At 49.2% G+C, this 23,876-nt stretch carries 17 protein-coding genes; 4 read left to right on the top strand and 13 right to left on the bottom strand.

The window, feature by feature from the left end:
- Positions 1–983 (top strand): M64 family metallopeptidase (locus AB1756_10085; protein MEW5807677.1); only part of this gene is annotated, 983 nt, incomplete at its 5' end.
- A gap of 29 nt (positions 984–1,012) precedes the next feature.
- Here the strand turns inward: AB1756_10085 and AB1756_10080 are convergent.
- Together AB1756_10080 and AB1756_10075 are read right to left on the bottom strand one after the other, a co-directional pair.
- A complete protein-coding gene (locus AB1756_10080) occupies positions 1,013–1,867 on the bottom strand; it encodes a 2-oxoacid:ferredoxin oxidoreductase subunit beta (GenBank protein MEW5807676.1) in 855 nt (284 codons plus the stop codon).
- A gap of 10 nt (positions 1,868–1,877) precedes the next feature.
- The gene (locus tag AB1756_10075) at positions 1,878–3,632 is read right to left on the bottom strand and encodes a 2-oxoacid:acceptor oxidoreductase subunit alpha (protein ID MEW5807675.1); all 1,755 of its coding nucleotides are present in this window, start codon (positions 3,630–3,632) and stop codon (positions 1,878–1,880) included.
- Between the two features lie 195 nt (positions 3,633–3,827).
- Between AB1756_10075 and AB1756_10070 the strand changes: the two genes are divergently transcribed.
- Positions 3,828–5,273, top strand: coding sequence for a pitrilysin family protein (locus AB1756_10070; protein MEW5807674.1), 1,446 nt, complete (start codon positions 3,828–3,830; stop codon positions 5,271–5,273).
- Positions 5,274–5,328: 55 nt separating this feature from the next.
- Positions 5,329–6,729, top strand: coding sequence for a pitrilysin family protein (locus tag AB1756_10065; protein MEW5807673.1), 1,401 nt, complete (start codon positions 5,329–5,331; stop codon positions 6,727–6,729).
- 112 nt (positions 6,730–6,841) lie between these two features.
- On the opposite strand, the gene AB1756_10060 is transcribed toward AB1756_10065, so the two are convergent.
- On the bottom strand, positions 6,842–7,027 hold the full coding sequence (locus AB1756_10060; protein MEW5807672.1) for a hypothetical protein: 186 nt from the start codon (positions 7,025–7,027) through the stop codon (positions 6,842–6,844).
- Positions 7,028–7,405: 378 nt separating this feature from the next.
- Here AB1756_10060 and AB1756_10055 point away from each other — a divergent pair, with 378 nt between their 5' ends.
- The gene (locus AB1756_10055) at positions 7,406–8,767 is read left to right on the top strand and encodes a sigma-54 dependent transcriptional regulator (protein MEW5807671.1); all 1,362 of its coding nucleotides are present in this window, start codon (positions 7,406–7,408) and stop codon (positions 8,765–8,767) included.
- A 216-nt stretch (positions 8,768–8,983) separates the two neighbouring features.
- Here the strand turns inward: AB1756_10055 and AB1756_10050 are convergent, their stop codons facing one another.
- The 10 genes from AB1756_10050 to AB1756_10005 all read right to left on the bottom strand — a co-directional run bounded on the left by AB1756_10050 (position 8,984) and on the right by AB1756_10005 (position 23,573).
- On the bottom strand, positions 8,984–10,180 hold the full coding sequence (locus AB1756_10050; protein MEW5807670.1) for a molybdate transporter family protein: 1,197 nt from the start codon (positions 10,178–10,180) through the stop codon (positions 8,984–8,986).
- Between the two features lie 46 nt (positions 10,181–10,226).
- A complete protein-coding gene (locus AB1756_10045; GenBank protein ID MEW5807669.1) occupies positions 10,227–10,874 on the bottom strand; it encodes a hypothetical protein in 648 nt (215 codons plus the stop codon).
- A gap of 15 nt (positions 10,875–10,889) precedes the next feature.
- Positions 10,890–11,534 (bottom strand): peptidylprolyl isomerase, encoded by a 645-nt coding sequence (locus tag AB1756_10040; protein MEW5807668.1) that lies wholly within the window; start codon positions 11,532–11,534, stop codon positions 10,890–10,892.
- A gap of 529 nt (positions 11,535–12,063) precedes the next feature.
- Positions 12,064–12,474: a deaminase gene (locus AB1756_10035; GenBank protein ID MEW5807667.1), complete on the bottom strand. Its 411-nt coding sequence runs from the start codon at positions 12,472–12,474 to the stop codon at positions 12,064–12,066.
- Positions 12,475–12,599: 125 nt separating this feature from the next.
- Positions 12,600–15,965: a UvrD-helicase domain-containing protein gene (locus tag AB1756_10030; protein ID MEW5807666.1), complete on the bottom strand. Its 3,366-nt coding sequence runs from the start codon at positions 15,963–15,965 to the stop codon at positions 12,600–12,602.
- Positions 15,962–19,216: a PD-(D/E)XK nuclease family protein gene (locus AB1756_10025; protein MEW5807665.1), complete on the bottom strand. Its 3,255-nt coding sequence runs from the start codon at positions 19,214–19,216 to the stop codon at positions 15,962–15,964. The genes AB1756_10030 and AB1756_10025 overlap by 4 nt, the downstream gene beginning before the upstream one ends.
- A gap of 53 nt (positions 19,217–19,269) precedes the next feature.
- Positions 19,270–20,655: a sigma-54 dependent transcriptional regulator gene (locus AB1756_10020; protein ID MEW5807664.1), complete on the bottom strand. Its 1,386-nt coding sequence runs from the start codon at positions 20,653–20,655 to the stop codon at positions 19,270–19,272.
- A gap of 12 nt (positions 20,656–20,667) precedes the next feature.
- On the bottom strand, positions 20,668–21,882 hold the full coding sequence (locus AB1756_10015; protein ID MEW5807663.1) for an ATP-binding protein: 1,215 nt from the start codon (positions 21,880–21,882) through the stop codon (positions 20,668–20,670).
- Between the two features lie 254 nt (positions 21,883–22,136).
- Complete coding sequence (locus AB1756_10010; protein ID MEW5807662.1) at positions 22,137–22,598, bottom strand: cohesin domain-containing protein; 462 nt, start codon at positions 22,596–22,598, stop codon at positions 22,137–22,139.
- Positions 22,599–22,772: 174 nt separating this feature from the next.
- Complete coding sequence (locus AB1756_10005) at positions 22,773–23,573, bottom strand: dockerin type I domain-containing protein (protein ID MEW5807661.1); 801 nt, start codon at positions 23,571–23,573, stop codon at positions 22,773–22,775.
- Between the last annotated feature and the right edge of the window lie 303 nt (positions 23,574–23,876).

Genomic DNA, 23,876 nt, shown 5'->3' with positions numbered 1-23,876 from the left:
ACGAGGCTGCCAGGGGTTTGAGGAGAACATTTCACAATTCTGCATTGATTCCCTATCCAAAGAACAAGGTCCAGGTGACCATTTCTACGAGGGACAGGGAAAACATCTTCCGCGAGATCTACTCCATCGTCATTGATCCCAATTCCCATCAGATCAAGAAGGACAGGCCCTACAGAAATTCGAAGGTGCACAAGCTCCTGTACAACGGCGAACCATCGAAAAAGGTCGATCTCCTGTTCATCGGTGATGGATATGCCAAGAACGAGATGGAGAAGCTCCAGAGGGATGCAAGACGCTTCATGGAGATCCTCTTCATGCATTCTCCCTTCAAGGAGAAGAGAGACATGTTCAACGTCTTTTTGATCGAGGCAGCTTCTGAGGAATCGGGCCCCGATGATCCTAGGAAGGGGATCTTCCGGAGCACGGTCGTTGGAACCTCCTTCAACACGTTCGATTCTGCGCGATACCTGACAACGACAGAAAACAGACTGATGCGGGATATTGCCTCCAACTCTCCTTACGACGCCATCTTCCTCATGGTCAACACCAGCCAGTACGGCGGCGGCGGGATATACAATCTCTACTCCGTCTTCGCGACAGACAATGAGTACGACGCCTATCTCATCGTCCATGAATTCGGGCATGCCTTCGCCGGGCTAGGGGATGAATACTACACGTCGCAGATTTCCTACAGTGATTTCTATCCTGCGGGAGTGGAGCCCTGGGAACCCAACATCACGGCGTTGCTCGACAGGGAAAACGTGAAGTGGAAGATTCTGTTGACCCCTGGTATTCCAATCCCCACACCAGAGGATCGCGAGAAGTTTGGAAAGGTTGTGGGATGTTTTGAAGGCGCCGGTTACGCTGCAAAGGGACTCTATCGGCCGATGATTGATTGTAAGATGTTTTCCAAAGGTTTCGTCGATTTCTGCCCCGTTTGCAGCAAGGCCATCTCCGACATGATCGACTTCTACTGTGAATAGATAAACGTGGCTTGCCCCGAGCGAGCTCTTCATATCAAGAACTGCCTGGCGAGCTCTTCGAGGGTGAGAATGCCTTTTGACTGTGACCTCTCGCAGAGCGCGCTCACACGCGACCCATAATCGTCTCTTTCTTCTTGATAGATGAGACCAGTATAGAGCTTGTCTTCCCTGTAAGCAGCATCAAGAGCCGATCTGAAATCCTCTGGGTTGTGACTCTCCGGTAGAGGTTCAGTATGCTCTCTGATCCAGTTGTACTGTTCCCTTCCCCGGAACGTGACGCAGGGGCTCAGAACGTGAACCAGCGAGAAACCTCTGTGCTTTATCCCGCGGACTATCATCTCCGCCATATGTTTCGGGTCGAGAGAAGTGCTCCTGGCTATGAGTGACGTCTGGCAGCCAAGAGCGAAACGTACCGCATCGATCGGATGATCGATGTTTCCATAGATGGTCGTTTTTGTGATCTCCCCCTCAGTGAGCGTAGGAGAGACCTGCCCCTTCGTGAGCCCGTAGATGCCGTTGTCCATCATGATCAGCGTGATGTCGATGTTCCTCCTGGCGGCATGCGGATAATGCCCCATACCGATGCTCAAAGCATCACCATCTCCAGTGATCCCGATGACCACAGTTTCCGGTCTGGCAAGTTTCACGCCGAGAGCGATTGGAAGAACCCTCCCATGGAGCGCGTTGAAACCGTAAGTCCGGACGTATCCAGGAAGTCTGCTGGAACATCCGATCCCGGAGACCAAGGCGACGTTCTCCGGCGGGAGTTGAAGAGTGGCAAGTGCCTGATAGACGGCGTTGAGGACGCCGAAGTGTCCGCACCCTACACACCAGACCGGTTTCACATCATTCCTGTAATCCAGTGGTGAATATTGAACTGTCATCTTTTCCTCCTTATTCTGCTGCCTTATGGATCTGCGTGAGCACCTCTTCGACGGAGAGCGCCTTTGCCCCACTCCGCTTGCATGTGATCTGCTCGAAAGGCAGATGGAAATGACTCCTCAGATACTTCAGGAACTGCGCACTGTAGGAAAGCTCGACGATGATCGCTTTCTTCAGCGGTCTGAAGAACTCCTCAAATTTCTTGAATGGAAGGGGATGGATGATCTGCGGAACGAGAGCCGAGACTTTAATCCCCTCCTCGTTGGCCCTGAGTACGGCCTCTTTTACAGCACCCTTGGAGGAGCCCCAGGCGATGACGCCCAGGGGAGCATCCTCAGGGCCATACTTCCTGATGAAATGGAACTCCTCTCTGATCCGGTGACACTTGTCGAATCTTTTCTTGTTCATACTCTCGTGATTATCGGCCGTCGACACGACACACCCGTATTCGTCATGCTCGATGCCGACTGCCGTGTACTGCCCTCCTTTAATTCCGGGGGAACTCATCGGCGAGACACCGGCCTCCGTGAAGCGGTATCTCTTGTAATCTTTCAGTTCTTCTATAGAAGGATGGATCCTCTCAAACCTCTTCGTGAATCCGTTATGTTCCATCAGTTCGACCATCTTAATGCTCTCCTTGCGATGACCGATGAACTGGTCGGAGAGGATGATGACCGGGAGCTGATACTTCTCAGAAATGTAGAAGGCTTCCACGGTAACGTCGAAACAGTCTTCCACGTCCGAGGGAGCCAGCACGACCCTGTTGGCATCGCCGTGCGTCCCGTAGAGCGCCTGCTGCAGATCGGACTGTTCAGACTTAGTGGGGATACCCGTCGCCGGACCAACGCGCTGAACATCCACAATGACGAGCGGGATCTCAGCCATCGAGGAAAGCCCAATCATCTCCGACATCAGCGAAAGTCCGGGACCGCTTGTTGCTGTCATCGCTTTCACGCCGGCAAAAGAAGCGCCTATGCACATACCCGCCGCTGCAATTTCATCCTCTGCCTGCACCATCACTCCGTCAAATTTCGGGAGCTCCCTCGAGAGCCATTCCATGATCTCGGAGGCAGGGGTAATCGGGTATCCGGCGAAGAAACGGCACCCGGCATAAAGTGCTCCATAGGCGATGGCCTCGTTACCATCCAGAATCATGTTGGGTCTGGAAGGAACATAAGAAAATTCGATAGGATCCGTCTTCTTGAGACCCACGGCATACTCATACCCGGCGTTCAATCCTTTCAGGTTCAGCTCCATGGTTTCTTTTTTTCTGCCGAACTTCTTCGCGATACCCCTCACCATTGCTTCCTTAGAAAAGCCGAAGAGGCCGCAGAGAATGCCGATGAGGACCATGTTCTTGACAAGCTGCGAACCGACTTTCTCTTTCGTGATCTGAATGAAGGGGATCCTGTATAGTGTCGAGAGTGATCTCTCATCGACGGGAATCCCCTTCGTCAGATACTCATCCTTCTCCTCGCAGAGGACGACGACACCATCTTTCAGCACAAATTCAGCCGCAAACTTCGCGTAGTCCTCCCAGCTCAGGACGACCAGGATGTCAATCCTGTCTCCCTGTGAAGTGATCTGCTCCGTGCTGATCCTGATGCGACAGGAACTCTCTCCTCCACGGATCTGCGGTCCGAAGCTCTTGAGCATGAAGCAGTTCAATCCTTCAGATGCGGCACCGGAGGCAAGGACGTCGCCGGCAGTGACCACTCCATCCCCGCCCTTTCCTGCCATCCCTATCACAAGCTCCTCTACCTGCATGTTTCCCTCCTTCTTATGTCGGCGCCGCCATCGCGAGAGAATCCCTCTCATGGCAAGCGCAGCGAAGCAATTTTAGTTAGATTGTATAGAATCGTTCCATGAAGTCAAAGAAAAATTCAAAACTTGCGAAGCTTTTTCCCGTATAATAGGCTCTGTCTTCTTGACCCGCGTACCAGATTGAAGAGGAGCACAACTATGGAAAGAAAAATCTATCCGTTATGGCTCATCCTGTTCATGATGACCTCCATTCCCACATTCTCAGCCAAGAATATCGATCCTGCTCCGGGGCAGGCCCGGCCGATGGAGGGATCTCTGCAACAGAAAACTCCCGACGAGCAAGGAACTGTTCCAGCAGTGACGTTCGACATCAAGGAACATTCACTCGATAACGGGATGAAGGTGCTGATGCTCGAGGATCACTCCGCTCCTATGGTGACCTTTCAAATCCATTACATGGCTGGCTCGAGGAACGAGAAACCGGGGATCACCGGAATCTCTCACCTTTTCGAACACATGATGTTCAAAGGTTCAAAGAACATCGGTCCGGAGGAGCATGCCAGAATCGTCCAGTCCAACGGAGGATCGCTGAACGCATTCACAACTACCGATAACACATCCTACTTCCAGGTCCTTCCAGCGGATAAACTAGAAATTGCCATGAAGCTTGAAGCGGAGAGAATGGAGAATCTCACCATTACCGAGGAGAAGCTCACCTCCGAGAGAGAGGTTGTGCGAAACGAGAGAAAGATGAGGACGGTGAATACTCCTTACGGCCTTGCGGAAGAGGTCCTCATGTCCACAATGTTTGACCGGCACCCATACCAATGGCCCGTCATCGGCTGGGACAGCGACCTGAAAGCCATCTCTGTCGACGATTGCATAGAATACTTCCGGAAATACTATGCCCCCGACAATGCCACGGCTGTCATCGTCGGAGACTTCAAAACGGATGAAGCTCTTGAACTGATGAGGAAATATTTCGGACATCTTAAACCGCAAGGAGGAAGTAAGCCGGTTCCCACTTATGAGGCCCCCCAGAGAGGAGAAAAGAGGGTCATTTTCAAAAAGTTCGCACAGGCTTCCGCGCTCTTCGCCGGATTCCACATTCCTTCGCTGAACCATCCTGACACTCCGGCCCTCCAGGTGATCAGCGCAATCCTGACGAAGGGAGAGTCATCGAGGTTTTACCAGAAATTCATCAAGACGGGCAAAGCCGGAACTATCTCGACAAATGTAGGAATCTTCTTCCCGACAAAAGATCCCTCATTATTCAGCGTCTCTGCCATTGCCAATCCAGGCGTGAACATCGACGAGATCGAAAAGGGAATCTGGGAGGAACTTGATAAACTGAAGACCGAAGGTCTTGCCCCGGAAGAACTTGAAAAGGCGAAGCGCCAGAACGAGGCTTCATTTATCTTCGGCCTCCAGTCGCTTCTGTGGCGAGGCGTCAACATCGGAATCCTCCAGTTGAGAGGGAATGATTTCAGGAGGATTAACACTTACGCGGAAGAGATCCGGAAATTGACCTCCGAGGACATCAAACGCACGGTCGCGAAATACTTCGGCGAAGACAACAGGACGGTGGTTACAGTGATCCCTGTCTCGATACAGGAATCGGAAAGATATGGCCGTCTCGAATAACCATTCATGCTTGTTGAACAAGGTATTAAGATCGTTCAGGAGAACATCAATGAAAATGACGAAGAAAAATCTCGGCATCTTGATTGTATTCATCATCACCCTCTTTATCTTCTCGGGTGCCGCCCTCTCACAGCAGAAGGTGGCAAACAGGGTGAAGGCTCCCCTTCTGAACCGCACAACCCTGAAGAACGGGCTTCAGATGATTATAGTGGAACATCACGAACTCCCCATCGTCGCCTGTAACCTGATGATAAAGAGCGGTTCTCTCCATGATCCGGAAGGGAAAGCGGGGATGGCCAGCATCACGGGAGAGATGCTCAAGCTCGGAACGAAGACGAAGAACAGCATCGACATTGCCAACGCCTTCGATTCTCTCGGTGCACAGTTAGGCATCTCATCAGATTGGGATGCCACTTATATCACCGCCCAATCTCTCTCCGGCGATTTCGAAAAGATCGTTTCACTCGTCTCGGATCTTCTGCTCAATCCAGCTTTCCCGGAGGAGGAATTCAAGCTAGTCAGAGAGCGAAGACTGGCAGCACAGAAGAGAAACCTGGATGATCCTGCCTATCTCGCTGGAAAGCATTTCAACAAAGTTCTGTTCCAGGGCCATCCCTATGCCTATCCGACTGAGGGAACGGCTGAAACGGTGGCTTCCATAACCCTTGATGATGTCAGGAATTTCTACTCTCGCTTCTTCATCCCGAATAATTCCATCCTCTGCATAGTCGGCGACGTCTTTCCAGCGCAAGCGAGAGCCATCATCGAGGCTGGTTTCGGGAACTGGAAGAAGGGAAAGGCTCTGAAGGCTGAATTCCCGTCAGTAAGAAATCCAGAGGGAACCATCATACGTATCGTCAACAAGCCGGATCTCACCCAAAGCCAGATCAGGATCGGACATCTCGGTCAGTCCCGGAGCTGCAAGGACTACTTCGCCATTCAGGTCATGAATTACATCTATGGTGGAGGGAGCTTTTCTTCCCGGTTGATGAAGATCATCAGAGCAGAGCGCGGCTACACGTACGGGATCAGGAGCAGTTTTGACTGGAGAAAGAACACCGGTCCTTTCGCGATTTCCACTTTCACGGTGAACAAACAGGTAAAGGACCTTATCGTTGAAACGCTCCAGATCGCCGAGGATATCCGGAATCATGGAGTGACAGAAGATGAGCTGAAGGCTGCAAAGAGCTTCTATATCGGGAACTGGGCACTCCAGTTCGAGACACCCATGCAGATCGCAGGACAGATTCTGAACATGGAGCTTTACAATCTCGGGAAGGACTATATTGAGAAGTATCAGGACAACATGGAGAAGATCTCCCTCGAAGATGTGAAAAGAGCGGCATCGCAGTATCTCGACACGAAGAATCTCGTCATATGTGTTGCAAGCAATGCCGCCGACCTCAAAGAGGATATGGAAAAGATCGGAAAGGTGGAGGTCGTTGACCTCGAGTAAAACCATTGCTTATTGAGGTAAAGAAAAGGGCCGCTTGGGGAAAGCGGCCCGGACCCATGTTATGGTAACGGGGGGTTAAGAAATTAAAAGAGCCAAAACAGTATATATCGAATTATGCAAATTGCTGGCTGCTTTTCCAGGCAGCAAAGATCATAAACTCCTTTGCCGTCTCCAACTCAATCCAGCTTCTGTAAACCTTTCCGGTCTCAGGGGAGATCTGATAGGTGGCATCCTGGTAATTGAATGTGACGAACGAAGCATCTTTGTTTTTCTCTTGATTGTTCTTTTTACTTGCCATCTTATTCCCTCAATTAGCATTTTATTAAAAGCAATATCTTTGCCATATCACTCATACATTCTCCTGTCATATTTTATGAATATTAACTTTTTTATTATCAGATAGTTGTATGAATTTACAACTGAATTAGGTTTCTTGCCAGGATTCTGTCTTTCCTGAAAACTTGCGTCAAAATGGCTTGACGTAAATTAAGTGCGTCAAAGTTGCGCACTTTTTCGTTTCATATCATTATTATATATGTTAGGATTAGTTGCAGCGCTTCAGATACTGGAGAAGTTTAATTGACTTTTGCGAATCTTTCGCTCGGGAGCGAAAGATTTCCCCAGTATTCAAAAATGAGGCGTTACAATAAGTAATATTGTGAGGAGCATAGAGTAGATGCCTGCAGAGAATCGAAGAGTCCTTCTCATTGAAGATAATGAGCTATCAATAGAGCTGTTATCCTCAGCTCTCAATCTTGCGGGGTGCCAGGCTACGCCAGTGAAATCGCTCCGGGATGCACTCGATATAGTGCAAGAGACGGATTTTGATGCCGCCCTTATCGATGAAGATTTCAGGGAAACGGAACTGCTGGAAGTAATCAGGAGGATCAAGAAGAGAAATGAAACGCTCTCCGTGCTTCTCCTCACTTCACCCGGCAACATCCCAACGGCATTGAAGGGATTGAGGCAGGGTCTGGATGATTATCTGACCAAGCCTCTCGACACCTTTGAGATGAGGAAGAGGCTCGGCAGAATCTTCGAGAAGCATGATCTCAACTTCAAGATCTCCTTCTTTCAGGAAGAGATGACCAAGAGATACAGCTTCAAGAAGCTCGTCAATCGCTCGGAGCCTATGAAGTCCCTCATGAGCCGCATTGCGAGGATCGCCCCGATGAGGAGTACCGTCCTCATCCTTGGCGAGAGCGGTGTGGGGAAGGAACTCGTCGCACGTGCCATCCATCTTGGAAGCCCGCGAAGGGAGATGCCTTTCATAGCACTTAACTGCTCGGCCATTCCAGAACAGCTCATCGAAAGCGAGCTTTTCGGACACGAGCGGGGATCGTTTACGGGAGCGATCAGCCGGGCGAAGGGAAAGTTCGAGATCGCAGACGGAGGCACTCTCTTCCTCGACGAGATCGGGGAGATGAACCTCGCCTCACAGGTGAAACTCCTGCGCGTCCTGGAGGAGAAGGAGTTCATGCGTGTCGGAGGCATCCAGAACGTGCGGGTAGACGTCCGTCTGATCGCAGCCACAAACGCCGATTTAGAAAAGCTCTCGAAGGAAGGGAGATTCCGCAAAGACCTTCTGTACCGTTTGAAAGTGATCACCCTGTACGTTCCGGCGCTCCGCCAGAGAGTAGAAGACATTCCCGATCTCATCCATATTTTCATCGAGGAGATCTGCCGGATGAACAACATGAAACCCAGAAGCATCACGCCAGAAGCAATCGATGTCTTGAAGAGCTATCACTGGCCCGGAAACGTCCGCGAACTCAAGAATATTCTCGAGAGCCTCATCGTCAGTACTCCGGCCGATGTGCTTCACATCGACGACATCCCTCTCTACATCCGTGGAGAGAAGATCTCTCCACCGAGGATCCAGTCTCTGCAAAGCGGAATGAGCTTAAGAGAGGTAGAGAGGGAGCTCATTCAGAAGACTCTCGAGCACGTGAAGGGGAACAGGACACGGGCCGCCCGGATGCTCCAGATCGGATTGAGAACTCTTCAGCGGAAGATCAAATCCTATCACCTTGGCTAAAAGATTTTTCTTAGAAAAAATTTTCTTCGAAAAATTTCTTGACATTGAAATTTTATATTTTTATATTTAGCAAGGAGAAGATGTTTGAGCGCTGTTAATTAGCTTTAATCCCCGAAGGGAGGTGGTTAAGAGAATGGCGACGAAGAAGAAAGCGGCGAAGAAAAAGAAGAAATGCTGAGTTGAATCAATACAGAATGAAACGGAAAAGGGGGCGAGTCATCGCCCCCTTTGTTTTTTGATCCATGGTTCCGAGAGCCTCACGAGATGGTAGACGAGAATACCAACCAGAAAAGGAATGGAGAGGTTGGTGGCTATGAGACCTCCGACTCCGATGGCAAAGGCCAGAAGGAAATCCCACCCGCGAAGCTCCCTGATTAGCAGAGATTGAAAGATACCCACGGAGAAAAGCATCGCCCCAAGGACGGCCCACGGGATGAGAGAGAGGATTGAAAGGGCGGCTCCTCCAAAGAAGAACCCCAGCAGAACGAAAAGAGAACCAAGGAATACGGTGGCCCATCCCGTTCTCGCTCCAAAGCTGTAGTGAGCGGACAAACCCCCGCAACCATGGCAAACTGGCATGCCGTTCATCAGCCCGATGACGATGTTGGAAAAACCGAGTCCTGACGAAAGGGCGTTGACCGTCACTCGTGATGATCGTTCCTGGAATAGCTTCTGACTCAGATCCCTTGTCGCCAGGATAGAATTGCCGAGCGTCACGGGAAGCTGAGGGATCACAAGGAGAAGGAAAGAGTCCGCAAAGGATTTCCATCCCGGAAGCTTGAACGGAACTTCGGCAAATGAAGGCGAGAAAGAGATCTTGAAGCCGTGGGCATAATGCGATCCAATGGTAATCCCCAGAGCAAGAATGATGAAGAGGGAGGGAACAAATCGATTCTTGATCAGAAGGAACATAACTATCCCGCACATGATTGCGATGATGATTCCTACCGGGAGATCAAGACCAAGCACTTGAAATGAGGCTTCAGATCCACCCGGCACGACTTCTCTCTTAAGTATCAATTTCATGGCCGCTCTGATGAGGATCAGACCAACCGCGAACTGGATCCCTCCGATGACAGGCTGAGGAAAGACCTTTTCCATGAAGGCGATTAGACTCATGAGGGTGAGAATTATGAGTAGGATTCCAATAGTGATGGTTCCCGCCGCAATCAGTTCAGCGGGAAGCGAGGAAGATATGGCGATGGTAGCAAAGACCTTGAGAGGCTGAACGGGAATAGGGATGCGGTAGTAGAAACCGCTCAGGATATAGACGAGTCCGGATGTCAGGAGCAGGGATGTCGTGTTGAGGCTGCAAATCGTGACGAGAGGAATGGCCACAGAAATGAATGTTCCCAGATCTCCGAATGAGCCGGCGATCTCCCACCGATCCAATCTGATGGTTCGATCACTCATCTACTTCCAAATGGCTCGAATGATCCCTCGCCAACGCTGATACGAATCAGATTCCCAGGATGAGAACCATTGTTCCCGTCAGGGCGATGACTACTCCGGCGATGGAATGGGAGTAATGATCCAGCGTTCCCAGCTTCACCAGATTGAATCCAGAATACCCGAGGAGCGTCTGTCCGATCATCATGGCAATCGTGACGATGGAAAAGAGGAATGTGATCCATAAGACCCCCGACCATCCATACTTTGAGGCAAGAAACATGAGTGGGATCAGTGGTTCGCATGGTCCTAGAACGAAAAGGGCAAAAATGGTCCAGACCGTCACCGTTCTTTGCTTCGTCTCATCATCGAAGATGTCGGAATGTTTGTGTCTATGTTTCCTCGCATGCTTCAAACCCCATAGAGCATAGGCCACTCCAAAACCTATCAGAAGTAAGATGGCTATGCTCCCTCTCGATGATTCCCACCCTTCTACGCTGGAGAGAGAGAACCCCAAGAACAGACCGATCCCTCCGATGACGATGGATGAAGCTACATGCCCGATGCCTGATAGGAACGTGACCCAGATCAGTTTTGTGGTTAACCACTTCTGCGCCCGGCCGATCATGATGAAGGGCATCCAGTGATCTGGAGCCAGGGCGTGAAAGAAAGCGATGGATATCGTCGATGCGGCGACGATCCACACCGTGCCGTCCATACTTCCTTCCCCCTACTACTTAGCCGGAATACGGACGATGTTCACTTTCTGCAGGACCACGTCTTTGATGGGCCTGTTATTCCCCGCACTTGTCTCCACGCTCCCGATGGCATCAACGACTTTCTGACCTTCAACCACCTGGCCGAAGATCGTGTGTTTCCCGTTCAACCAGGGGGTCGCCTTATGGGTGATGAAGAACTGGCTCCCATTGGTGTTTGGTCCCGCATTGGCCATGGCTAGTCTTCCCGCTTTATCAAATTTCAGATCGGGATCGATCTCGTCCTCGAATCTGTAGCCGGGGTCGCCTCTCCCGGTTCCAGTTGGATCACCACCCTGGATCATGAAATCTTTGATAACCCTGTGGAAGATCAATCCATCGAAGAATCTTTTCTTAAGTTTCTCTCCGGTTCTCGGATCGATCCACTCTTTAGTTCCCTCAGCAAGTCCAATAAAATTATCTACTGTTTTCGGCGCAGACTTCTCGAAAAGCTTGCATACAATGGTCCCGTGGTTCGTTTCCAGAACGGCGTATATCCCGGGCTCGCTCCTCCACACAGCTTCTCCCTCTGCGAATAACAAAGAAAGCGGAAGGATGCCAAACAGGAAGATTGCGCCCGCCACCGAAAAACAGATTCTTAGAAGTTCATGATTCAGTTTCATTTCTTCCTCCTGATTTTCCATTAGCCGTATTTATCAACCCGACATCTTACAAGCTTTTCAAGATGATTGCATCGCCGATATGACTTTAGTTTCATACTCATCTTTTAAAAGCAGAAACTGAAAAAAGAATCAAGATTATAGTCTCAATGGCGAAAATTGGCAAAATCTTTCTGTCCAAAAAAATTTCATTTTTGTAAAAAAATGTATTGACAAAAATTTAAAATACTATATATTGGGCAATGAAAGTGGGTAGTATCTTATATATAGTAAGGGCAGAAGCCCTGAAAATCACTGATAGAAAGGGGGGATAAAAGAGAATGGCAGCCAAAAAGAAAGCAGCAAAGAAAAAAGCCACCAAGAAGAAAAAATAACAAACAAGACAGAGGGGAAAAGAGCGGGATCTAAAAGGGCGAGAGATCGCCCTTATTTTTTTCTCGCAGCGCAATAACAGATGAACATTCCCTTTGATTGATCTTCACAGCTTTCACCCATCTCGCCTTGCTGCAGATTATTACATCAATGAGCTTTTCTAACTCAGATAGATCAACTCTATCCCGAGCTTTCTTGCAATCTTGATACTTTTCCTGTCCCGGTAGAATTCTCCATAGTAAATCTTTCTTATGCCGCTGTTGGCAATAAGCTTGAAACAGCTCCAGCACGGACTGGCGGTCGTATAAATCTCCGCACCATCGATCATGACTCCGTTCTTCGCTGCCTGTATGATTGCGTTAGCCTCGGCATGGATCGTCGCCACGCAGTGGCCGTTTTCCATATCATGTCCAATGTCATCGCAGTGAGGCATTCCCCGGATGCTCCCGTTGTACCCTGTGGAGAGAATGGTTTTGTCTCGGACGATCACGGCTCCCACATGCTTTCTATCACATGTGGAACGCGTCCCTGCCTGCTCGGCGATCTTCATGAAGTAAGTATGCCAGTCCACTCTCCTGTTTTTTTCCTTTGACGGTCCTTTGCTTCTTACTTTTTTACCCTTCACCTCATCCTCTCCTTTTAATGAAATGATATCACTTTTTCAAAGAAGAAGTCTGTGATGTTCCAGGTACAAAATCATGTTTCAAAGCTGAAGGAGAGATTCTCGTTCATGACGAGAGATCTCCCTCTCTCTATGATATCCGGAGTCACGATGATCTCTTCCTCATGCGCAGCATGGAGAAAAAGGAACCTTATCTCTTTAAGCTTGATCTTCTCGATCCGGGAAAGAGCATACGCATAGATACATGCTTGCATGCCGTACTCCTCCATCCTCTTCGCGATATCTCCTATACTGCTAACCATGTCCGTCTTGTAATCGGCGGCAATGAACTTGCCATCCCTCTCAAAGAGCAGGTCGATGCTTCCCTCGAGGATCACGGATCCAATGCATATGGAAAAGGGAACCTCCCTCATTACGTTTCGCGAAGCGGCAGCCTCCTTCATTGTCCTCGTTTCCAAAGCCTTTTCAAGAAAGAAGAAGATCTCATCGGCCATTCCCGGATAAAGCGCTTCAAGCATTTTTTTGTCTGCTCTTTTATCTCTTCCAGTTTCCCCTGAAGCTCGGAGTTCAATCTGCGAGAGAATGGAATGCACCAATCTTCCGATCTCGATTCCCCTCCCCGATCTTTTCACGGAACCCGCTTCGCTGTCATGCATCACCTCTTCCCTGATGGACGTGGCACTCACCAATCTCATGCCTCCTGTAGCACTTTTCTTTAATCCCGATATCCTTTGAAGGAGCCGCTTCCTTTTCTCCAGGATGGATGAAAAATCTTTCACCAAAGATTCCTGGCGGAAGCCGATCCGGAATGGTTTCGATCCTGCCATTTCCTTCTTCAGAACAGATTCATCGAAGAACGAAACCTTTTCATTCGTCTCAACATCACCCGAAATCTCGCTCTTCGACTTAGGAATTCTTTCTGCAAGATACCTCATGAAGCCCTGATTCCATTTCCCGGGGAAGATGGGCAGGATCAGCTTATCCCTGGCCCGCGTCGCGGCGACGTAGAATATCCGCCTCTCTTCGGCTTCTTCTCTCAGCTCTTCCTCAGCACGGAAGGCAAGAAAGCTCTCCGGTTCCAGACTGCCGAGTTTGAATTCGAATCGCCTCTTTCTCCTGTCAACGATGAACCTATCGTTCTTTCGTGTGCCTGACTCCAGCGACGCAAGAATCACGACGGGGAATTCCAATCCCTTAGCCTTGTGGACTGTCATCAACCTGACGGCATCATCATCATCCTCGGCAACTGGAGATTCTTCGGCTTCCCTTTCCTCCACGAGCATGTTCTCCAGCCACGCCGCAAAATTCTTGAAGCTGGAAAGATCGATATTCTCATGACGCCTTGCCATACTCACGACCTTGAGCAGATTTGCCACGCGCTGCTCTCCCTGCGGCTTCAGATAGAAGAGCTCCAGTGCTTTCGTCTTCTGGAAGAGGGTCATCAAAGATCTCGAGATTTCCCGACTGTTCTTCATCTCATGAAGATCACGCAGAAGTTCGAGAGACTCATGGATCCCCGATTTCTCATCCGACCCCAGCTTTGCTTGCATGGTGTAATTGAATTCTCCGCCCGACTCTCTGAAGAGAAAGATCTCTTCATCCGAATGCCCGAAGAATTCGGAGCGGAGTGAGGAGACGATGGAGGTTTCGTCGGCAGGATTGTCGATGGCTTTCATTACGGCGAGGAGGCCCATGATCTCCTGCTTCATGAAGAAATGTTTCCCTCCTACGACACGATAGGGAACGTCGAAGGCGCGGAGGGCCTGCTCGTACGTATCGATCCCGGTAGTCTTCCGGAAGAGGATGGCAAAATCGGAAAATCTTACCTTCCACTCCGCCTCCTCGACTGCATGTTTGATCAGCGAGGCTATGTATCTGCTCTCGATGGCACGTACCCCTTCAATCCCCATCCCAACCATTTCTTTCCCGTCCTCCTGCGAGGGATAGAGCAGGATGACACGGCTCTCTATGCCATCCTGGGTTCTGTGTGGCTGTATGGGGATGTATTCAGCCTGATAATCGTGCGACTCGTCCTTCTGTATCAGATCCTCAAAGGTCGCGTTAACCCAGTGGATGATCGAGGGAACTGCCCTGAAGTTGACGACGATCTTCTCCTCTCTCCCGTCATCCAGGAGGAGTCTCTTGGCCAGCGAATAGATCTCGATGTCAGCCCTCCGAAAACGATAGATGGACTGCTTGGGATCCCCGACGAGGAAGAGTTTTCCCCGCTTCACTTTTACATCTTCCCATTTCATTGCCGACAAACCTTCCTCGCAGAGAAAGAAGATTATTTCAGCCTGGAGTGGGTCGGTATCCTGAAATTCATCGACTAGGATATATCGGAACTTTTCTTGAAAATATCTCCTCACTGCCGGGTCGTGTTTCAGCATATCCCTGGCTCTGATAAGAAGATCTTCAAAGTCGAGGTATCCTCTCTTCTTCTTTCCCTCATCATAGTACCTGATGAATCCGTCCATCCAATCTGCCAGTTCCGCGCAGACATCCTGCGCCACTTCCTGCCGGAAAGTCTTGAGCTGTTTCACCATCCCGGAGAAGATTTGTTTGACCTTACCGAGTGCCTCCGGAGGATTCCAGTTACCCGCACTTCCGCTGCGTTTATCGATCTTGATGGAGCATATGCCGCGCTTTGCACCGTCATCATCTGTTCCGGAGAGCTGCTCCAGATTCCTGCAGAGATCGATGATCTGCCCGTATCCCCTGTCGTTTCTGTTAGTACAACTCCTATCCGCAAGAACCTTCATCTCATCGAGATAAGGTCTCCATCCCTTCAGCAGATCCTCCGCTGAGGCTCTGGCTTTCTCAGGCCTTCCCGAGTAGATGTCCCTGTTGATGATGATCCATTCTGCGATCTCCTTGACCTGCTTGAGAGTCACGTCGAAACTCAGAGCCCGCCATAGCGCGACCGGGAACTTTTCCGTTTCTTTACCGCATCCTCTCCCAGGGGCTTTTTTCATCTCCGCTTCGAGCCACTCATCCCAGATCTCATCGAAGAGGAGAGACGATGTGATCTCATCAGCTACCTCGAAGCCGGGATCGACTCCGGCTTCCACCGGTCTCTCCCTCAGCATGGAAGCAGCGAAGGAATGGATCGTTGAAATGTTACTTTTTTCATAATCCTCGAGAGCGTGCTGGACGAGCCTGCTTTTTTTCTCGTCGGGATCCCGGTATAATCTCTCCAGATCGTTCCTCAGCCGGATCTTCAGTTCTGCAGCAGCCTTCTCCGTGAAAGTGATGACGACGATCTCGCTCAGGCGAGCCTTCTCCTGAAGAAGGATGTTCTGAACTCTTTCAAGAAGGATCGTCGTCTTTCCAGTCCCGGCGCCGGCCTCGATGTGGTAAGAATGATCCATATCCTTTGTTGCCCTCTCCCTTGCTTCAGAATCGGCAACGTCCTTCTTTCTGCTCTGCCACTCTTTCATTCGATACTCCGCAGGAGAATATAGTTGTTGACAATTGGATCTCCCGCCTTCCTGTTGAAACGAATCTCCCTGGCGGTTCCGCAGAGAAGCGTAAAATCACAAAGCCGGCAAGCATTACCATCATAAGTCTGGAAGAAGATCCCCTTTTCGATGCTCTCTGCAATGGCCTGGATTATGAACTTCAATGAATCCATCTTTTCTGACCATTCTCCTTTATCGAATAGCTTCCTTTCGAACTCTCCTTTTCGGGTCACGTAGAAGTACTCTGCCTTCAGGACTTCCGTCGCTTTTCCGATTCTTCGCATGATCTCTTCCGCAGCAAGGATATAGATTGGCAATTGAAGTGCCTGTCCCTTCATGAATTTGTTGCTCTTGTGATAGACTCCCCCGCTCTTGTAATCGATCACTTTGCCTCGTCTTCCATCCTTCGAAAGATCGATCCTGTCGATCCTCCCTTTGAATAAGACTTTCCTTCCCTCATCGATCTCGAAAGGAACGGGGTCGTGCATCGAGATAGGATCTTCCCTTTCATCGCTGCCGGGCATCCCAAACCTTACTTCAAAATGTGAGGGAAGATGATCTTCCTGCTCCTCGATCTCCATCCTGATCACAGTACGGAGATCTTCAAGGATTTTCTCCTTTTCCATCCTCCACATCATCTCAAACCCCGTGACTCCCCTTTTCTCCATTTCCTCGAAATGATCCCGGGAGATCTCATGGAGGAGACGCGAAACGACCGGGAGCGATTCGCTCTTCAGCGGGATCATCCCTTCTCTCTTCAGCGCACCAAAGAGTTCGAAGAGGATTCCATGAATGAGGCTCCCCCTGTCCAGGGGAGAGATGGTCGTTATCTCTTCCGGTTCAGCCAGAAGCTCCAGATTCAAAATCTTGTTGCAGAAGTAGCGGAACGGACAGGCGGCGTACATCTCCAGTGATGAAGCAGAGACTGTGTTATTAAAAATGCGATACTTCGATGCCAGAATTGAGCGTGCTTCATCTCCAGATAGAACGCCATCGTATGACGTGAATGTTTCGATCCCCCATCTGGCCCTTTCCGCCATTAAGACGTTCCGGAAGGAAGGTGAAACCCTGGAAAGAAAATAGACATCGTCGTTTTTCTTACCATCCATTGCATCTGTCATCAATCTCAGATGGCATTCCAGCTCGTTGATCAGATCTTCCTCGCGGTCTGGAAAGAGTTGAGAGAGGGGGCATCGCATGAAGAAGGGAAGCCTTTCAATGCTTTCATAGTCGACCTTCCTGCCGGTGATGGCTTCGGCTGCCTTGAGGAGGAAAAAGGAAGGAACTCTTTCTGAAGCTGTGTCCGGGTCCATCCTAGGATAGAAGAGAACGAGTTTCTCCGAAGCGGAGGAGATCAGGAGATCGAAGAGGAGCTTCTCCTCTTCCAGCCTTTCCATCTTCAACGAGAGCCTCTTTTCCGGAAGTAGGTTGTTGATCTCACTCCTCTCCTTATCCAGAAGGATGGGATCCTGCCTGATGAACGCCGGGAACTTTTTTTCCACGAGGCCAGGCACCAGGACGATCCGAAAGGTGATTCCCCTCGCCGTTGCAAGATCAGAAATGGTCAGGGCGCCAGATTGAAACTTTCCTTTCCGGATGAAAGAGGATTCCAATTTCTTGCTCAAGAATCTCTGATACTGTGAGATTGTCGTAGTCTCCTGGAACGTTTCAAGTAAGTTCAATTCCCTGACGGCAGCTTCTATGAGCTCCAGGTTTTCATCGTGTTTCACTAACTGTCGAAATGATGAAAGGAGATGCCCCGATATCTCGCTCCACTTTCCTCGCACAGGGATGGAATCGATCGCCGAAAAGAATCTTTCCAGAAAAATCAGGAAATATTCAGCATTTCCCCCCCTTGCATCATCTGGTCTCGGCACCTCGCCATCCTCATCCACAGATGGGATCTTTTTCATCCCATCGATAAAGTATTTTAACCTTTCCACCCATTCCTCTCTTCCGTGGACGATTCCGGCCTTCATGGAGATGGCCTCCCACTCCGAGACCGAGGGAGTGAAGGAATCATCGAAGATTCCTGAAAAGTCCAGATCGGCAAATGTCAGAAAGTGCATTACGTCGCGCCTGTAATAGTCCTTTCCAGGAAGCTCGAGGAAGAGGAGCAGAGACTTCCCCGTTCTCGTCCGGGAGAGAGGGCAAGACATGGAGAAAAAGTATGGGATTTCATTCTCATCGAAGATCTCGCCTAGGAGGGAAGCATAGTCTTCCCTATTCCTTAGAAGGATCCCGATCTCATCGAACCTGACTCCATCCGCGATGAGAGACATGATCCTTCTCAGAACTTCGCGGATCTCCCTGTTCTCCCCGGGCGCTGACACGATCTGAAACGAGTCGTCTTTTCTTCCCTGGTTTTCATGCCCGGCTGAACTATGGAGTTCCTGGAAGCGGAATCCCATTTTCTGGAACCATGACAGTGTCTTCCGAGAAAAATGATGGGCAGGGCTTTCTCCATGAGGGAAAAAGGCGATGCATGGGACTCCTCTGATGCACTCCTCGAGGAACCTCATCTGGATGAAATTGAAGTCGTAGAATCCATACAGCAGGAAGAAGGCATCCTGCTGCGATGCGTTTCCGAAGCATCTCTTTACAGGAGCGCCAAGGTACTTTGATGCGGCGATCGCCTCGACTATCAGATCCGCCCTATCCCAGACAGTTTTCTCTTCGAGAACCTTGGAATATAAGCTGTATATGGTGGAGAGTTCACTCAGCTTTTTCCGGACTATTCCTCCATCTTTTCCAATCTTTCCTGCGATCTTCTTGAAATCATCATGGTTGATGCCCGCCTCCTTCAGATCCTCGATCGTTGCAAGGATAGCATCTCGGAATCCGTCATAGGCGGCAATCTCCGAGAAGTACTCAAGCTTTCTCCCTTTCCTCATCAGAAGTTTTTTCAGAAGCTCCTCGATTATCAATTTATCCGCCAGGGGAGGAAGCTCTCTTCTCCCTTCCGGGAAAATCCTATCCGAAACGAGAGCTCTCGCCAGATCTAGAAATGTCAGGAACCTGATATTGAAGATGGAGCCAGATCTTCTCGCAAGGAGCCTTCGCAGATAAAGTCCAAGCAGATTGGAACCGACGAGAACGATTATGGGTGAGAGCGGGTTTTTATTCCTGATGCCTTGCACCTCGGCTACAAAAGAATCTTCGAGCTCGGGATGGAACGCTCCCGGATAGAGCCTTCTCTCCAGAGCTTCAGAAATCTTGAGTTCAGACATTATCCCTCTCTCATTCCGGCTAGATGTTGAATGAGTACGATTTCGAAAAGTCCTTATTCAGGTTTGTTCTTATTCCAGCGAGGATTCTTGATGTTGTATTTCTGGACCTTGTAATTCATGACCCTGCTGGAAAGACCAAGGAAGGAAGCAGCATTCTTCTGCACCCAGTCGTTCATCCGCAGTGCCTCGAGAATGGCCTGCTTCTCAAGATCATCCAGTTTGATCCCTGTGGGAGGAAGCCTCAACTCTTTGAACTCTGCCTGCTCTTTTGCCTCCCAGGCTGCAGCGATGGCAAGGTCGGACGTCTCGAGGAGTTTTCCTTCGGCCATCAGGATGGCCCGCTCGATGGTATTTTCCAGTTCCCTTATGTTGCCGGGCCAAGTATGTCTCTGGAGGATGTTCAACGCGGCCGGAGAGATTCCGCGGATATCCTTCTTCAGTTCTCTCGAAAAGATGTTGATGAAATGGTTTACCAGGGGGACGATGTCGTCTTTCCTTTCCCTCAACGGGGGAACAGTGATGTTGACAACATTGAGGCGGTAGTAAAGGTCTTCCCGGAACTCTTTCTTCTCGATCGCCTCCTCCAAGTTTCTGTTCGTGGCTGCGATCATGCGTATATCCACCTTGATCGTCCTCGTTCCTCCGAGTCGCTCGAACTCCATTTCCTGCATGACTCGCAGGACTTTCGCCTGCGTGCTCGCGCTCATATTGGCAATCTCGTCCAGGAAGAGCGTTCCCCCGCTGGCAAGCTCAAAGCGGCCGATCCTCTGCCTGTCGGCCCCGGTGAAAGCCCCTCTCTCGTGACCGAAGAGCTCGCTTTCGAGAAGGTTCTCGTGAAGGGCGGCGCAGTTCGTCTTGACGAAGGGACCCTCTTTTCTGGTGCTGTTCTTGTGAATGGCTTCTGCGATGAGCTCCTTTCCCGTCCCTGTCTCGCCCGTGATGAGGACGGTGGTGTTGGAGGGAGCGATCTTCTCGATCATCTTGAAGATCTTCTTCATCTGCGCACTGTCCCCGACGATCCCCGAGAACCCAACCGAGGACCTCTGGCGATCAAAGAAGTTAACTCGGTCCAGGATCTTCTTCTGCTGGATGGCCCGGTCAACTCTCAATTCAATCTCGTCAATGTTGAACGGTTTCTGGATGTAATCGAAGGCCCCCTTCTTCATGGCCTCCACGGCGTTCTCGACCGTGCCGAAAGCGGTCATGACGATGACGGCAGTCGATTCATTTATCATCTTGCTGTGATGCAAGATTTCAAGTCCGTTCTTCGCGGGCATCTTGTAATCTGTCAATACGACATCGAAGACCTGTTCCTCAATCCTCTTGATGGCTTCGTTACCGTTCTCGGCCTCGACAACATCCCAGCCTGCCTGCATGAGCGCTCTCGCAATCCCCTCTCTCAGGTTCTTCTCATCCTCTGCAATCAGTATCTTCTTCATGGAACGTCCTCCTCATTTCTTCCTGTCACCAGATATGATGGGTAAGCGGATGGTGAAGATCGTTCCGGAGCCGACCCTGCTCTCAACATCTATGATCCCCTTATGGGCATCCACAACTTTCTTGGTAAAGGAGAGCCCCAGCCCGGAACCCTTCTCTTTCGTCGTGAAAAATGGATAAAAGATCTTATCGATGACTTCGCCCGGAATCCCTTTACCGGTGTCTCTGATCCTGATGATGACGTATTTCTGATCCTTTGCAGTTGCCCCTTGACCACGCAGATGTTCACGTTCCGACGCTGCATCGTATGATCCGCCCGTATTGCTCAGCTCGATGTATATGGTTCCGCTCCCCTCCATGGCTTCCACAGCATTTCTCAGGATATTGATGAGCGCCTTGACCAGAAGATCGGCATCCAGAAGAAGCGGGGTAAACCTATTAAGGTATCTTTTCCTGATTTCTATCCTTTCCTGATCATGCTTTGTAAGCGAGGAAGATATGGCTTTCCCGATGAGATCTTCTATCCGGCACGGCTCCATGTTGACGTCTAGAGGTTTCACGAAAGAGAGGCTGTCATTGATCGTCGTCTTTAGCCTGGTGATGTCTGAGATAATCCCGTCGATAATGGACGCTGCCTCTCCGTTCTGTCTCAACATTCTTTTCAGGTAGGAAGCGTTAACCTCTATGGCGGCGAGGGGGTTCCTCAGCTCATGTGCAAGGCTGGCGGACATATGTCCAAGAGCCGCCAGTCTCTCCTTGAGGTGTTCCTGTTCCTCCATCTCCTCGATCTTCGTGAGGTCCTTGAAAAACATGGAACAGCCGATGTCACGCCCATTTCGATTCTTCACGAGAGAGATGGTGAAACCGATCTTCTTCTTCCCCTTTCCCTCAAGCTGGATCTCCGTTTCATCCCTGTTGGGAAGGGTCGACATGTGGCAGGATTCCAGCATGATCTTGGACAGATGCGGGAAAGGTTCAAGAAGGTTCTTTATATGAACCCCTTCCAGATGCCCTGATCCGGTAGCTTCAGTTTCTGAAAACCTTTTTCCTGAAAAAGTCTTTCCCTCCAATCCCAGGATCCTCTTTGCGATCTCATTTATCTTGACGACATTCCCACTGCTGTCAATCGATATAAATCCGCATTGCATCCCGTCGATGACTGCCTTGAAGAAATCATCGCCTCTTTCCACCATCTTTCTTCCCAGATCTCTATTCTTACTGCTCTCCATCAGTGATCGCTTTTTCCTTCGTTACCAAACTCTCAAGGCCTGATCTTTTATTTTAAGAACTGATTATATTAGCAAGCATGCGTTAATTACAATAATGAAATTTATAGCCAGAATAGCAAATAGTCAAGCTACACCATTAACAGAATAGAACAAAAAGCAGGAATGGCTAGATGATTATAGGGAAGGATTCTTAAGGTCAAGAGTTTTGAAAACCTGTCAGCAGAGGAACAGATTAGAAAATGGGAGGTTTCCTTTTAGCTTCCGGAAGCTGTTCCACCAAACCACTCCACTCCCTGAATGGAAGTGACATTGGCATCCAGGAGAGAGCTGTTCTCGAAGGAGATCGATGTAGAGCCGGTTTTCCTGACTTTGAAGGCAATGCTCATCAGGACTTCGTTTCCAACAGCATCAACGCCACCTACCTGGCCGAGCCTGGAAGCCCCGACAACCAGCCTTCCTGTCTGTGGGTCCACAATAAAACTCGTGCTGGCTCCATCTTTCTTGAGAAAGTTTCCCTCCGTGGAGTTCAGATAATCAAGAATGGTTCCATCGTAGACTAGATCAAAGGCCGCAGAATAGACACCGTTTACATCCGTGATGACGACATCGACAGTAAAGCTATCCCCACTGACTGATTTCTTCTGGAGAGTCACGTCCATCGCGTCCGGAGTTGATTTAGCCGCCGTGAAGGAAGCCACGATTGACTGAGTGATCACATCACCGCCACCTCCACATCCTAAAGTAAGAAGAATCCCAACTAATGGAAACCAGATGAAAAATTTCATAATTCTCTCCATAAGACTAAGTCTTGATGTCATTGCTTCCCTTTTCTCTCCTTGAAGCTTTCAGATTAATCATTCCTGAAATGAAACAACATTTGCGTCATTTCATTAGACATTCTCGCCAAAATGCGATGACAGGAGGGCAAGGTCATCACCGTCGATCCATCCATCACCGTTAAAGTCTACTGATGGTTCGTAATTATTATCCCCTTCTTGCGTCCCAAAATGAATGGCTAACGTGGTTAAATCATATCCATCTATTCTTCCATCGTTATCTGTATCCAGAAGATTTTCATTGAGTTTGATCTCGAAATTTATGGGGGAGCTCTTTATGCTATCTGAATTGGTGATAATTACCTCACGGAATCCTAATTCTGCGGGCTTTTCCCCAGACCCGGTTTGCGGATCCGGTGTGATGTAAGCCATAATCTCATCACAGCTATTTCTCTGGAATTCTACAATAATATCATTACCTGGATTGAACTGAGGTTTTGCACCTTCGTCAAAGTTGGTACCTTTAAAATAGACCTGAATTGTTTCGCCTTGTACTGCACTTGAAACGATACTGCTTCCGGAAGCATCCAGTATTTTTTCAAGAATTGGTTTCGGCCATCCGGATACTTCATTTGAATAACCGCTTTCATTACCATAGAAGTCATATGATGTAACAGCAATATAGTGCTTTGTGCAATCCTGTAAATTTGTTAGAGTATAAGTCGTGACGTTTCCGACATCATTGCTATAGGTGTAAATTCCAGATTCGTACCCAAAATAAACTTTGTAACCAGCAACGCTGCCATCACTGACAGGATCCCAACTCAGCTTGATTGTTCCTGCAAAAATCTCATCCAGGAAAATAATCAAACCTAAGCTAACAAAGAAAATCAAGCAAATTTTTCTCATATTCATCCCTGTCTTTAAATAATAAAAGCATGTTACAAGGAAGTTTGCAATACGAATGCCTAATTACAATGTTATGAAAAAATTTTTGCTCCTTTAACATCATCATATTAAAAGAGATAATAAATAAGAATTGAGGAGTAATTTTTCCATATGATAGTATTACTTTTAAGTTCCTGATATTTCAAAAATGTAAAAAAAGGTTAATATTTTTTGAAGGCAAAAGCTATTCTTAAAGCCATACGCCAAGGAGCGTAAGCCAAATATTTTCTATAAATATAAATCATTTGCAAAAAGAAATCTATAGTTTAA

The sequence above is a fragment of the Acidobacteriota bacterium genome (genome assembly GCA_040752675.1).
Classification (GTDB): domain Bacteria; phylum Acidobacteriota; class Polarisedimenticolia; order JBFMGF01; family JBFMGF01; genus JBFMGF01.
The sequence above is the reverse complement of the archived record's forward strand: the minus strand, read 5'-3'. Positions and strand labels throughout refer to the sequence as shown.

Bases quoted from the DNA above. Each gene is read 5' to 3' on its own strand.
- AB1756_10080 (MEW5807676.1), bottom strand. From the start codon at position 1,867: ATGACAGTTCAATATTCACCACTGGATTACAGGAATGATGTGAAACCG.
- AB1756_10075 (MEW5807675.1), bottom strand. From the start codon at position 3,632: ATGCAGGTAGAGGAGCTTGTGATAGGGATGGCAGGAAAGGGCGGGGAT.
- AB1756_10070 (MEW5807674.1), top strand. From the start codon at position 3,828: ATGGAAAGAAAAATCTATCCGTTATGGCTCATCCTGTTCATGATGACC.
- AB1756_10065 (MEW5807673.1), top strand. From the start codon at position 5,329: ATGACGAAGAAAAATCTCGGCATCTTGATTGTATTCATCATCACCCTC.
- AB1756_10060 (MEW5807672.1), bottom strand. From the start codon at position 7,027: ATGGCAAGTAAAAAGAACAATCAAGAGAAAAACAAAGATGCTTCGTTC.
- AB1756_10055 (MEW5807671.1), top strand. From the start codon at position 7,406: ATGCCTGCAGAGAATCGAAGAGTCCTTCTCATTGAAGATAATGAGCTA.
- AB1756_10050 (MEW5807670.1), bottom strand. From the start codon at position 10,180: ATGAGTGATCGAACCATCAGATTGGATCGGTGGGAGATCGCCGGCTCA.
- AB1756_10045 (MEW5807669.1), bottom strand. From the start codon at position 10,874: ATGGACGGCACGGTGTGGATCGTCGCCGCATCGACGATATCCATCGCT.
- AB1756_10040 (MEW5807668.1), bottom strand. From the start codon at position 11,534: ATGAAACTGAATCATGAACTTCTAAGAATCTGTTTTTCGGTGGCGGGC.
- AB1756_10030 (MEW5807666.1), bottom strand. From the start codon at position 15,965: ATGAAAGAGTGGCAGAGCAGAAAGAAGGACGTTGCCGATTCTGAAGCA.
- AB1756_10025 (MEW5807665.1), bottom strand. From the start codon at position 19,216: ATGTCTGAACTCAAGATTTCTGAAGCTCTGGAGAGAAGGCTCTATCCG.
- AB1756_10020 (MEW5807664.1), bottom strand. From the start codon at position 20,655: ATGAAGAAGATACTGATTGCAGAGGATGAGAAGAACCTGAGAGAGGGG.
- AB1756_10015 (MEW5807663.1), bottom strand. From the start codon at position 21,882: ATGGAGAGCAGTAAGAATAGAGATCTGGGAAGAAAGATGGTGGAAAGA.
- AB1756_10005 (MEW5807661.1), bottom strand. From the start codon at position 23,573: ATGAATATGAGAAAAATTTGCTTGATTTTCTTTGTTAGCTTAGGTTTG.